Here is an 11,910-nt window from a genome sequence, read left to right as displayed (position 1 = left end):
ATTTAAAAACACTAACTAAAAATTAGTGTTTTTTATTGCAAAAAAGGTAAAATTATTGAATAATGTATCTATAATTGATACATTTAAATTGGAAAGAAATAATATGAATGATATTAAATTCTCAGTAGCTATTCACATTTTAGTGATGGTAGCTACAAGCTCTAAACCATTAAATTCAGAAGATTTAGCTAAAAGTATTGGGACTAATGCAAGTTATGTTAGAAAAGTTTTAGCCTTATTAAAAAAGGGAGAACTTGTTGAAAGTCACCGGGGGAAGTCTGGAATTAATTTAATAAAGAATCCAGCTGAAATATCACTTTTGGAAATTTATGAAACAGTGGAGCAAAAGAAACCAACATTCTTTGAAATTCACCAAAATTCTAATCCTGAGTGTATAGTTGGAAAAAATATTAAAGAAGTAGTTTTCCCAATTGAAAGTAATTTGGAAAAACAAATTGCCCAAAGTTTAGCTGCAGAAAACTTAGTTGATGTAATAAATCGTTTAAAAGTAATAGTAAAGGATGAAAAAAATGGAAACTAAAGCCGCAAAATTATTTAAAGTTAGTAAAACCAACCCAATTATCAAAATAGTTGAAACACAAGTAAAACCAGTTCAAGCAGATGAAGTCTTAGTGAAAGTACTTAATGCTGGTGTAAATCCAGTTGATAATTTGATTGCTCATGATATTAGTATGAAGATCGCCATGCCTTACAAGTTACCCCAAACTTTGGGTAATGAGTTCGTGGGTGAAATAGAGCAAGTTGGTAGTCAAGTAACAGATTTTAAAGTTGGTGATCGAATTTTTGCTCGTAATCCTTTGGATGATATTGGGGCCTTTACGCAAAAATTAGTTATTAAGCAAAACGCTATTGCAAAAGTTCCAGAATATTTAACCAATTCTGAAGCTGCTGCCGTTCCATTAACCGCGTTGACTGCAATGCAAGCATTAGAATTAATGGATGTTAAACCGGGTCAAAGTTTATTTATTGCTGGTGGAACAGGAAGTTTTGGCGCAATGGCAATTCCACTTGCAGTAGCAAAAGGCTTAAAAGTAATTGTTAATGGTAGTAGCGCTAAAAAAGCAGAAGTTGAAAAGCTTGGTGTAAGTCAATTTATTGATTATAAAAAAGAAAATTATTGGGATGTATTATCCAATGTTGATTTTGTAATTGATGCCTTAGGTGGAGATAATATTGAAAAAGAAATGAGTATTATGAAACCAGGTGGAGTATTAGTTTCGCTCATTGGAACACCGAATAAGGCTTTTGCTAAGTCAATGGGGATTGGGAAAATTAAGACTTTCTTGTTAGGAGCTGCTGGAGCAAAAATGGATCGCTTGGCTAAAAAATATGGTGTTAGTTATCGCTTTATTTTAGTGCGTGCCAATGGTAAGCAACTACAAGAAGCAGCAGAAATTCTTGCGCAAAAGCAGATTCGTCCGGCTTTGGGTGATCATTATCCTTTAGATCAAGCTCAACAAGCTATGCAAAGAGTAGCGCAGGGCCACAATAAGGGAAAAGTAATTTTAGATATTAATGAGTAAATTTAGTAAATAGAAAAAAGTCTGGAAAATTCCAGACTTTTTTAGTTTAATTTTTTCTTTTTCAATTCGGGATGCTCTTCTAAGTAGACTTTAGCGAAGGTTTGCATAGTATTTTTGAAATCATCGGGAATTATTCCACCATATGGCATACCAAAATCTGCCCAAGTTAGGTCTTTGTTAGAGTTCATTCCACTAGGACGTGGATCATCAGTAGCACCTGTTAAGTAATCAAGGGAAGTATTTAATATTTTGGCAACTGCCGCTAAGGCATGAGAACCAGGCTTTTTGGTTTTCCAGTTGTAGATAGAGTTGGTTCCAAATCCTGCGCGAGTGTTTAATTCTCTAAGAGTAATATTTCTTAATTTTGCTAATTCTTTTGTGCGTTCAAATTCAATCATATCAATCTTTCTAAAAAATAACTAAAAAAACTAAAATAATTGTTGACAATTTAGTCTAAAGATATAATAATAGATGATGTCAACGGGATAAATAAAAGTTCTCTTTAATAAAGTACGCAATAAATGTCTAAAAATTACAGTGAGCTTAGATAATTTATGCTTATTTATTATACTTTTATTGTAGTTTTTTTACTTAATAAAGTCAATGCTTTAGTTTATTGCGTTGAAGAAATGATGCATCAAAATTTAGAAAAAGAAGGTAATAAAACTGTAATGAAAATTAAGGATTACATTGAGTTGGTTTCAGCAATTCTATGAATTTAAGTTTAGTAGAGTGGGAACTTTAAGTGGGTGACACTTTAAACATAAGAAGTTGTAGATAAGATTTCTCTTCAATTGCAAAGGATAGGAATGAGATTACAAGTGAAGAGATTAAAGAAATTTTCTTAAAGTAGAAAAAGTAGTTAATTTAAAGAAAGAATGAGGTAATTAAATGAGAACAATTACTAATGCAACAGCAACAAAATTATATGATTTGAATGGGGTTAATCAAGTTGTAGTGCAAAAAGGTAATGTCGGCAGTAAGTACATTTATGCTTTGCAACTTTTGCATAATCAAATTGATACTGTAGTATATCGAGCAAGACCTGGTCAGAATTTCGTAAAATTGTCAGGTAGTAATCCAAGTGCAACAGATGTAGCAAGAGTTGGTTGTCTATACTTAAAAGGAATAACAAATTCTAATGGAAAACAAGCCGCAGGAGGTCATACCCAAACTTGGGAATATGCGGGAACTTCAAACGAAAATAATAACGGTGGCTGGTTTATTGGAACAAAGCCTAAAGTAACTGATGGTATTAAATGGGATACGCAGATTGCACGTGTGCCTTTTCATGCAGCGTATTATACACGTAATACTGAGTTGCCAAGAATTTCAAATTTGAACGCTGCAGGTAGAAATTGGGATATTAATTATTCTGGTGATAACTTAGTACGTGCAGAAGCAGCAGTAGCTCCAGGAATGTCAGGCAAGGAATACCAATGGCTATTAATAGCAACAGTAGATAAAGCTGGTACAGGATACTTTTCATTATATGATTTAGCTGAAATGAATGCGGCTATAAATACAGCGGGAACGTCAGATGTAAATCTTGCTAAAGATGCAATTGGTGGAAGAGCAAAAAAAGCCTTTAAAATTCCAGGATTTGTAGACAAGGTAGGATCAATTCAGGGGTATGATATTGATAAGAATCTAAATATTTATGTGTCAAGTCAGTATGCTCCTAAGGGTAGTGCGACTGCTAGAAGTATTGTTAAAATTCCATGGGGGTCAATCGATAGTGATTCTTGGACTAAGATAGATCTTCGGGATAATAATAGCCTTGATATTAACGGCTTTTACACTGAGTTTGAAGGAATTCAAGTAATTAGTGAAAATAGCCTATATTTAACTGTTGCGTATCATGATGCCAATAGTGGTACTACTAAAAAGAATAGAATCTATCGAGTAAATTGGTAGAACTAAAAGGGATTAAGTGATTAAAAATATCACCTAACCCTTTTTTTGCTATAATGCTAGTAGTAGAAAAAGGAGATAGAAAAATGAAAAGTAAAAAAATAACTTTGGTATTTTTAATAGGCTTATTTTTCTTATTAGTAAGTCCTAAAAAAGTTAATGCTGCCAGCAATACTCTAAAGCTAAATCATAATTCTTATATATACAATAGTAAGGGGAAGCGAGTAGGAAAAACGGTAATAAAGAAAAATAAAAAGATTAATCCAGTAAAAAAAGTTGAAAAAGTAAATAAAGAAAAAAGATACTTTATTTTTATAAATAAAATAGGTGTTGGAGTCTTTGATAAACAATCTTTATATTGGTTACCATATAAAAAAATCAAAAATAATTATTACTACCAAATTGGTGAAAATAAGTATATTAAGTGTGCTAATGTTGAAACGATTGGTAAGTCCTATGTTTATACTAGCGAAGCAAGGATAAAAATAAAATTGTCTAATTATGCCTATAATGATAAAGATAAAAAGACTAATTATAAGGTAAAAGAAAATAAAACGTATATAGTTGATAGAAAAAGGATATTCTCTCATGATATTCTAAGTTCATATCGTATTAAAGGAACAAATTATTGGATTAATCAAGGATTTGTTGAAGATAATCCACGTCAGTTATTACTAAGCGCTGATATATCAAAGACTCCTTACGCAAAATTTTCTGTTTCTAAAACAACTCCAATATATGATATACAAGGAAAACCTGAACAAGGATTAATGGTATCCCCCGGTCCTAGTCCGGTGTATACAACAAAAAAACAACTATATATTTGGAATCCAATTGATAATCAGGGAGAACTATATTATCAAGTTTTGAATGAAGAAATTTATGTTAAGAAGAGTAATGGAGACACTGATTACCTCTTAATTAAAGAAGGATATATTAAAGCATCAAGTGGAAAAATAGTAGCTGGTAGTGAATTATCACCGTCCAACACACCGGAACAAGCTAAAGCAGCTTATGAAGCATCCCTAGCAAAATAGAAAGAGTCTGGGAAAAACTCTTAAATAAAAGAAAGTGCTGATAATCTTCGTTTTTTAAACGTTGATATATCAGCACTTTTGTTTTATCTATTTATATAATTTAGGCTAAAAGATTAGTTTTTTACCAGACACTTTTTGTTCAAAATTAACATAAGGTAGAATCGAGATTATACCTTGAAAAAAGTTTTCAAGTCAATGATTTAGCTCTGTTTTCTTTGTCTAATATAATTTTCGATTTTTGCAATATCTTCTGCTGTTGCATCTTTTAGAATGAAATTTTTGGTAACTGATCTTCTATTTAGATATTGCTTTCTACTTTTATTATTATTATCCCACTTTTTATTTGCTTTAATTCTAGCTTCACTTAAACTATTCAATTTATTTTATCCACCTCACTACAAACAATATTAGTGCAATTAACGCTATAACTAATGCTACTGTATTAATATTATTAGTAACTCTATTATATTTTTTTTCTTCATCCATTTTTATAGACCTTCTTAGATAATTTATAGTATAATAAAACACACAAGGAAGTTAAGCCTTGTGTGTTGGATTTAGTGGATTAATCCAACTAGTGAAGCAATAAACATAATTACCGCTGTTATCAAATTGATAATGGCGGTTTTTCTGTTATAACGAGCTTCTCTTGAAACTCGTTTGTACTGCTTTTTCACTTGGCATCACCACCTTGTAAGAATTATGAGTAAAATCTCATTACTTCTTACAATGCATATAATACACTAATATGAGTACAAATACAACAAAAATTATTTGAAATCTATTTTTACTTAGTAGATTTTGTGATTTTAAACATTTATGTGTCAAGTCAGTATGCTCCTAAAGGTAGTGCGACTGCTAGAAGTATTGTTAAAATTCCATGGGGTCAATCGATAGTAATTCTTGGACTAAGATAAATCTTCATGATACTAATAGCCTTGATATTAATGGCTTTTATACTGAACTTGAAGGAATTCAAGTAATTAGTGAAAATAGCCTATATTTAACTATTGCATATCATGATGTAAAGAGTGGCACCACTAAAAAGAATAGAATCTATCGAGTAAATTGGTAGAACTAAAAAGGATTAAGTGATTAAAAATATCACCTAACCCTTTTTTTGCTACAATACTAGTGGTATAAAAAGGAGATACAAAATGAAAAGTAAAAAAATAACTTTGATATTTTTAATAGGCTTATTTTTCTTATTAGTAAGTCCTAAAAAAGTTAATGCTGCCAGCAATACTCTAAAGTTAAATCATAATAGTTATGTATATAATAACAAGGGCAAGCGAGTTGGAAAGACAGTAATAAAAAGAAATAAAAAGGTTAATCCAGTAAAAAAAGTTGAAAAAGTAAATAAAGAAAAAAGATACTTTATTTTTAGAAGTGAAGTAGGAAAAGAGCCTGTGAGAAATATTCCCTCATTGTATTGGCTACCATATAAAAAAATAAAAAATAATTATTATTATGAGATTGGAAAAAATAAATATATCAAATGTGCTAATGTGGAGCGTATTGGGTCGTCATACTTATTTGTAAGCGAAGTAAAGATAAAAATAGATTTAAGTTATGCTGCTGGATCTCCCTATGCTATTACTTCTAATGGAGCAACAACAAATTATAAGTTAATAAATGGAAAAGACTATATTGTTGATTATTTTAGACATTTACCTTACGGAAATTTAGTCTCATACCATATTAAGGGAACAAAATATTGGATTTATAGTACATCTACTGCAGCTAATCCAGGACAATTTCGCCAATCTTTATTAAATGAAAAGTTAGTAAGATATCCTTTTTGCTTTATTAAAACTATAATAGATGAAGTTCCTGTATATAATCGAAGCGGTCAAATAACAAATAATAAACCGCTTGATAAAAACTGGTCCTATAAATCTAAAAAAATATTATATATTTGGAATAACAAAGAAAATAAAGCAGAATTATACTATCAATTGTTAAATCAGAATGTTTATTCTAATTTTACTGATACTGGGAGCTATATTTTAAAGGAGGGGTATGTGAAAGCAAGTGATGTACTAGTTAATGGTAATAAATTAATCCCTTCCAACACACCGGAACAAGCTAAAGCAGCTTATGAAGCATCCCTAGCAAAGTAGAAAAGATGTAGTCGTTCGACTACATCTTTTTAAGTATACTAATAGTAAGGAATTCAGAAATCATAGTATGGGAGAAAAAGGAGATACAAAATGAAAAGTAAAAAAATAACTTTGGTATTTTTAATAGGCTTATTTTTCTTATTAGTAAGTCCTAAAAAAGTTAATGCTGCCAGCAATACTCTAAAGTTAAATCATAATAGTTATGTATATAATAACAAGGGCAAGCGAATTGGAAAGACAGTAATAAAAAGAAATAAAAAGGTTAAATCGGTTAAAAAATTAGAAAAGATAAGTAAGGAAAAAAGATATTTTATTTTTTTAAATAAAATAGGTAGTGGAGTCTTTGATAAACAATCTTTATATTGGTTACCATATAAAAAAATCAAAAATAATTATTACTACCAAATTGGTGAAAATAAGTATATTAAGTGTGCTAATGTTAAAACTATTGGTGAGTCTTATGTTTACACTAGTGAAACAAGAATAAAAATAAAAAAAGGGTGGTCTATTTATACCGATGATAGCAAAGGCAAAGAAATTAACTATAAAGTAAAAGAGAACGAAGAATATACAGTCGATAGAGAAAAGGTTTTGCCTCATCAAATTTTAAGTTCATATCGTATTAAAGGAACAAATTACTGGATAAATGTAGCTTATATTGAAAGTAAGCCACGACAATGGTTATTACCTTTTAGCATAAGCAAATCTCCCTATGCCTTCATTACAATTTCAAAAGATAATACTTTGATATATGATGCATCTAGAAATCCACAACTAAATATTATTTTACCAAGTGATCCGCTGGTAGATTATAGGACACAAAAGAAGGTATATATTTGGAATTCAGTAAGTAATAAGGCAGAATTATATTATCAATTATTGAATACAAAAGTTGAAGGAAGAGATAATATAAATAAGGATAACAGTAAAAATGTTTTTGTTAAAGAAGGATATATTAAGGTCTCGAATGTAAAAATAGAAGCTGGTAGTGAATTATCACCGTCCAACACACCAGAACAAGCCAAAGCAGCTTATGAAGCATCCCTAGCAAAATAGAAAAGATGTAGTCGTTCGACTACATCTTTTTAGTATATTGAGTTAAAATGCTTAACTTCTGTTAATAAATAATAGTATTTATTTGGAATATTAAAGCATTGAGCAAATTGATAGATAGAAGAATAATGGTAATTTCTTTCAGAAGCATAAGAATCAATAAGATTGATTGCAAAAAGATTTGCTTGGCGTTCTTCTTGTGAAATTCCATTGTGTAAATAGATGAAATTATCAGGATTGCCCTCTAAAATATGCCCAATTTCATGTGCAACCATAAACGGAATCTCTAATGGTTTGTAATATTCCAAATTGATAAAAATACAAGGAAACCCATATATTGTATTTGGAAAAGAAAATGAAGGTACCTGAGAAGTATCGGATACGGAATTAGAAATATGTCCAAGTGTATTTTTAATTTCTTGATTAGTGAAGTTAACTACCCTAATGTGATGTTTTGTACAAAAATTATATAAATACTCTAACATTTCATCATAATTTTGTTTATTTGTCCAACTTAAATTCAACTTAATCACTCTTTTCATAGAAATAATCTTGCGTTAAGATCGTATGTTCTATTGTATTGAGTATAGTATATCAGTCTTTAGAATTACTTTCAAATTATTATTTAGTTTTAAGAGAAATAATTATTTGAAAATTTAGGTACTCAAATTCAATTAAGTTGAGTGTTCTAAAAAAATAACTAAAAAAACTAAAATAATTATTGACAATTTAGTCTAAAGGTATAATAATAGATAATGTCAATGGGATAAATGAAATCTCTCTTTAATAAACTACGCAATAAATATCTAAGAATTAGAGTGAACTTAGACAATTTATGCTTATTTTCTATACTTTTGCTGTAGTTTTTTTACTTAATAAAGTAAATGATTTAGTTTATTACATTGAATAAATGATGCATCAAAATTTAAAAAAAGAAGGTGATAAAAACTGTAATGAGAATTAATGATTACATTGACTTAGTTTCAGTAATTCTATGGATTTTAAGTTTATTTGGAGTTGCAATCTTAAGTCGGTTGCACTTTAAACATAAAAAGTTAGAGAAAATTCGTTTGGTAACTACTAACCTCTTAACTAGCTATTTATATCTATATGATACAAACGTGCTAAATAATCAGCAACAGTTAAATGAAGCTGCTAAAGAAGTAGCTGATTACCTGCAAAATAAAGGGATTAAGATCACAGACGAAGAGGTAAAGAAGATTTTTCTGGAAATAGAAGAATCAGTAACAGATTTAAAGAAAGATTGAGGTAAATGACAAAAATGAGAGAAGCTACTAACGTTTCAATTAGTCATACTGCTGATTTAAATACAAATTATATGGCGGTAGCACAAAAAGGAAATGTAGGTTCAAAGTATATTTATGCAGAACAATTAAGAAATAACCAAACAGAAAACCATATCTTGCGTGGTTACGCTGGTAATGTTACTACTCCGGTATTAACTTTATATGGAAGTGCTGGTGGACATAGCCAAACTTGGGAATATTCTGGCAGAAGTGGTAAGTGGTTTGTGGGTACTAAACCTAGAACAGATACTAAAACTCTTTGGGATAAGCAAATTGCTCGTGTAGATATTAGATATAATGGGGGTTCGCATTATTCAAACACTGACTTTCCACGTTTAGCATATTTAGATCGTGCAGGAGCAGATAGAGATCATTGTGGAAGTCCAGAGGATATGGAACGTTCAGAAGCCGCTGTTTCACCATCATATACTAAATTCTTAATTGCTACTGTTGAAACAGATGGAACAGGTCACTTTATTATTTATGATATGGATACCATTAACAATTTGTTAGATGATGCGGAATCAAGTAATGATTATGTGGATTTACGTAATGTTTCATATTTAGAAAGTTTTACTGTCAGGAATTTCACAGGTGATGGGGCAATTATTAACTCTGTTCAAGGATATGATTTAGATGATGCAGGAAATATTTATGTTTCAAGTCAGTTGGCACCAGATTTTGATAAAAATACGGGTAAATATACAGCACACCATAAGCAAATTGTTAAAATTCCTGTAAATAATCGACAAGATGTTTCTCAATGGGAAACAGTTAACTTAAGCTCAGATGGACGTTTAGATATTACGGGACAACATACTGAATTGGAAGGTATTCAAATCCTCAATGAAAACCACTGCTACTTAACAGTTGCTTATCATGCAAATGTTAGTGGCAAAAACAAAACTGTTTCTAATAAGATTTTTGAAATCTCTTGGAATTAAGTGAAAAGTGTCTGGAAAACATTAATTTTGTATAATTTTTGAATAGACGAGTAAATAAAAATGCTGGCATATCAACGTTTGATAATATGAACGAAGATTGTCAGCATTTTTTAGTTTTAAAATTTTCTTTAGACGTTTTCTATGTTAAGCCTCTAGTTTTATTCCAGCCACTTTTGTATTGACAAAAGTTTTTTAAGGCTGATAATTAAGTTAAAACTTAGTGGATTTAGGAATGGAGAAATCAATTATGAAAATAAATAAATTAGTGCTTTTTTCGGGAGTAGCCCTTTTAAGTGCAGGAATATTAAGTGCAAAAAGTGTACAAGCAGATACTACTAATAACCTAGTTACAAAGACAGTAATGCATACCTCTCTTATTTATGATAAAAATGGAAAGAGTACAGGTAAACTTTACAAGGCATATCAACATGTTAAAGTAACCAGTCCAGTTGAGATTAATGGTGCAAAGTACTATAAAATTGGTGACAATCAATATATCAAAGTTTCTAATGTTGATGGAGTTAGTCGAAAAATAACTCATAATGCTTATATTTATGCTACAAGTACTAAACGTGCTAATAAAGTATTACTAAAAAAAGGACAAATAATTAGCACTTATGGTGGATCTTTTAAATTTAAGAATGGTAAGAGCTACTACAGAATTGGTGGACCAACTAAGTTATATGTAAAGGCTTATAACTTGAGTGGAATTGTTGCTCAAAAAGACTCTACTTCTTCAAATGAAGAAAAAAGTAATGCTAATAAAAATACCATTACTACAAATTCTCAAACTTCAACAGGAACTATAATTACTAAAAGCGCCTTAATTTATAACGAGAATGGCAAACCTTTTATGGGAGAAATTAGTGATAGTTCTTCAATAAGTGGAGCCGAAGGGAATAAATTCTTTCGATCTGGAACAAAACTGAGTTTCGAGGGTACAAAAAATATTTCTGGCCAAATTTACTATAATGTTGGTAATGGAATGTACATTAAAAAATCTGAAATTCGAGAAATTGTTGGTCAGGTTTTATTGAAACTAAAAAAAGGTAGTAAAATCTATGATAAAGCTGGAAGTGTAGTTTCAACAAAATTACCAGAAGGAAATGTAATCAATTACACAGGTAAAGTAAATAATATTGATAAAGCTACAAAATATTACTTTATTAATAACGAAGGACAACCACAAGAAATTCCATATGTTTCTATTAAAGGAATTGATTATTATAATCTTGGAAAGTCTCAATATGTCAAAGTATCAGATGTTAATACAGTTAATGGTAATCAGATTTTGACGGATTATCTTACTGTAACTACTACTAAACAAGCTCCTTTGTATAATATGAAGGGTGAAAAAACTAAAGACACTATAGCAAAGAATAAGAAGATTCAAGTAGAAGACGAAGTAACCAATCCACAAAATTTGGAAGACATTGATGATACAGGTTGGACTTATTACTTCTATAAATTAAAAGGAGAAGATAAATTAATTAATGTTGGGGATGTGGATAGGGATAAGCAAAATCCACCATTTCCAGTAATGTATTTTGATGAAAATTCACCAATAGATTTATCAGTAAGTTTTCCAAAAGATACAATTGTTTATAATGAACAAGGAGAAGTGAAGTATAAAGGTTGGGTTCTTCCTCATACTAATGGTGGATCATATCATGTTGTTAAATTAATGTACATTTATATTCCAAGTGAACAAAAAGCAGAACTTTTCTATGAAATGGCATCACATCACTTACGATTAGAAAATCCTGCTGACCATACCGTTATGGCAGGTGAAGATACAGGTACTGTCTATGTAAAAGCAAGTGATACAAACTACTCTGCTGGAATTGCTATCAAGCCATCCAACACACCAGAACAAGCCAAAGCAGCTTATGGAGTAAGTTTAAATAAATAGAATGTAATATGTATGATTTGAATGTTAGCAGAAGTGCGCCCTTATAAGGCTGGTAGAGTTTATAAAATTCGTAGTT

14 protein-coding genes are annotated in these 11,910 nt (G+C 30.2%); 11 read left to right on the top strand and 3 right to left on the bottom strand.

Features of this window, described 5'->3' with window-relative positions; genetic code table 11:
- Nucleotides 1-103: 103 nt before the first annotated feature.
- Both FP435_RS07790 and FP435_RS07785 read left to right on the top strand, forming a co-directional pair.
- Nucleotides 104-541 carry an Rrf2 family transcriptional regulator gene (locus FP435_RS07790; protein ID WP_265483720.1) on the top strand — a complete coding sequence of 146 codons (438 nt, stop codon included), beginning with the start codon at nucleotides 104-106 and terminating at the stop codon, nucleotides 539-541.
- On the top strand, nucleotides 531-1,544 hold the full coding sequence (locus FP435_RS07785; protein ID WP_265483719.1) for an NADP-dependent oxidoreductase: 1,014 nt from the start codon (nucleotides 531-533) through the stop codon (nucleotides 1,542-1,544). Before FP435_RS07790 ends, FP435_RS07785 begins: the two co-directional genes overlap by 11 nt.
- A gap of 41 nt (nucleotides 1,545-1,585) precedes the next feature.
- On the opposite strand, the gene FP435_RS07780 is transcribed toward FP435_RS07785, so the two are convergent.
- Nucleotides 1,586-1,942: a helix-turn-helix domain-containing protein gene (locus tag FP435_RS07780; RefSeq protein ID WP_265483718.1), complete on the bottom strand. Its 357-nt coding sequence runs from the start codon at nucleotides 1,940-1,942 to the stop codon at nucleotides 1,586-1,588.
- A 156-nt stretch (nucleotides 1,943-2,098) separates the two neighbouring features.
- On the opposite strand from FP435_RS07780, the gene FP435_RS07775 reads away from it, so the two are divergent.
- From FP435_RS07775 to FP435_RS07765, 3 genes are all read left to right on the top strand, one after another.
- Nucleotides 2,099-2,260 (top strand): hypothetical protein, encoded by a 162-nt coding sequence (locus FP435_RS07775; RefSeq protein WP_265483717.1) that lies wholly within the window; start codon nucleotides 2,099-2,101, stop codon nucleotides 2,258-2,260.
- Between the two features lie 175 nt (nucleotides 2,261-2,435).
- Nucleotides 2,436-3,461: a helveticin J family class III bacteriocin gene (locus FP435_RS07770; RefSeq protein ID WP_265483716.1), complete on the top strand. Its 1,026-nt coding sequence runs from the start codon at nucleotides 2,436-2,438 to the stop codon at nucleotides 3,459-3,461.
- Between the two features lie 83 nt (nucleotides 3,462-3,544).
- On the top strand, nucleotides 3,545-4,495 hold the full coding sequence (locus FP435_RS07765; protein ID WP_265483715.1) for an SLAP domain-containing protein: 951 nt from the start codon (nucleotides 3,545-3,547) through the stop codon (nucleotides 4,493-4,495).
- A gap of 200 nt (nucleotides 4,496-4,695) precedes the next feature.
- On the opposite strand, the gene FP435_RS07760 is transcribed toward FP435_RS07765, so the two are convergent.
- Nucleotides 4,696-4,872, bottom strand: coding sequence for a hypothetical protein (locus FP435_RS07760; protein ID WP_265483714.1), 177 nt, complete (start codon nucleotides 4,870-4,872; stop codon nucleotides 4,696-4,698).
- Between the two features lie 503 nt (nucleotides 4,873-5,375).
- Between FP435_RS07760 and FP435_RS07755 the strand changes: the two genes are divergently transcribed.
- From FP435_RS07755 to FP435_RS07745, 3 genes are all read left to right on the top strand, one after another.
- Nucleotides 5,376-5,570: a helveticin J family class III bacteriocin gene (locus FP435_RS07755; protein WP_265483713.1), complete on the top strand. Its 195-nt coding sequence runs from the start codon at nucleotides 5,376-5,378 to the stop codon at nucleotides 5,568-5,570.
- Nucleotides 5,571-5,652: 82 nt separating this feature from the next.
- Nucleotides 5,653-6,618, top strand: coding sequence for an SLAP domain-containing protein (locus tag FP435_RS07750; protein WP_265483712.1), 966 nt, complete (start codon nucleotides 5,653-5,655; stop codon nucleotides 6,616-6,618).
- A gap of 90 nt (nucleotides 6,619-6,708) precedes the next feature.
- Nucleotides 6,709-7,674, top strand: coding sequence for an SLAP domain-containing protein (locus FP435_RS07745; RefSeq protein WP_265483711.1), 966 nt, complete (start codon nucleotides 6,709-6,711; stop codon nucleotides 7,672-7,674).
- A 29-nt stretch (nucleotides 7,675-7,703) separates the two neighbouring features.
- Here FP435_RS07745 and FP435_RS07740 read toward each other — a convergent pair whose 3' ends face one another.
- Nucleotides 7,704-8,195 carry an ImmA/IrrE family metallo-endopeptidase gene (locus tag FP435_RS07740; RefSeq protein WP_265483710.1) on the bottom strand — a complete coding sequence of 164 codons (492 nt, stop codon included), beginning with the start codon at nucleotides 8,193-8,195 and terminating at the stop codon, nucleotides 7,704-7,706.
- A 429-nt stretch (nucleotides 8,196-8,624) separates the two neighbouring features.
- On the opposite strand from FP435_RS07740, the gene FP435_RS07735 reads away from it, so the two are divergent.
- The 3 genes from FP435_RS07735 (at nucleotide 8,625) to FP435_RS07725 (ending at nucleotide 11,834) form a co-directional block, all read left to right on the top strand.
- Nucleotides 8,625-8,939 carry a phage holin, LLH family gene (locus tag FP435_RS07735; RefSeq protein WP_265483709.1) on the top strand — a complete coding sequence of 105 codons (315 nt, stop codon included), beginning with the start codon at nucleotides 8,625-8,627 and terminating at the stop codon, nucleotides 8,937-8,939.
- 5 nt (nucleotides 8,940-8,944) lie between these two features.
- Nucleotides 8,945-9,922: a helveticin J family class III bacteriocin gene (locus FP435_RS07730; protein ID WP_265483708.1), complete on the top strand. Its 978-nt coding sequence runs from the start codon at nucleotides 8,945-8,947 to the stop codon at nucleotides 9,920-9,922.
- A gap of 247 nt (nucleotides 9,923-10,169) precedes the next feature.
- Nucleotides 10,170-11,834, top strand: coding sequence for an SLAP domain-containing protein (locus FP435_RS07725; protein ID WP_265483707.1), 1,665 nt, complete (start codon nucleotides 10,170-10,172; stop codon nucleotides 11,832-11,834).
- Nucleotides 11,835-11,910: the final 76 nt, after the last annotated feature.

The sequence above is a fragment of the Lactobacillus sp. PV037 genome, assembly GCF_014522345.1.
GTDB lineage: Bacteria > Bacillota > Bacilli > Lactobacillales > Lactobacillaceae > Lactobacillus.
The sequence above is the reverse complement of the archived record's forward strand: the minus strand, read 5'-3'. Positions and strand labels throughout refer to the sequence as shown.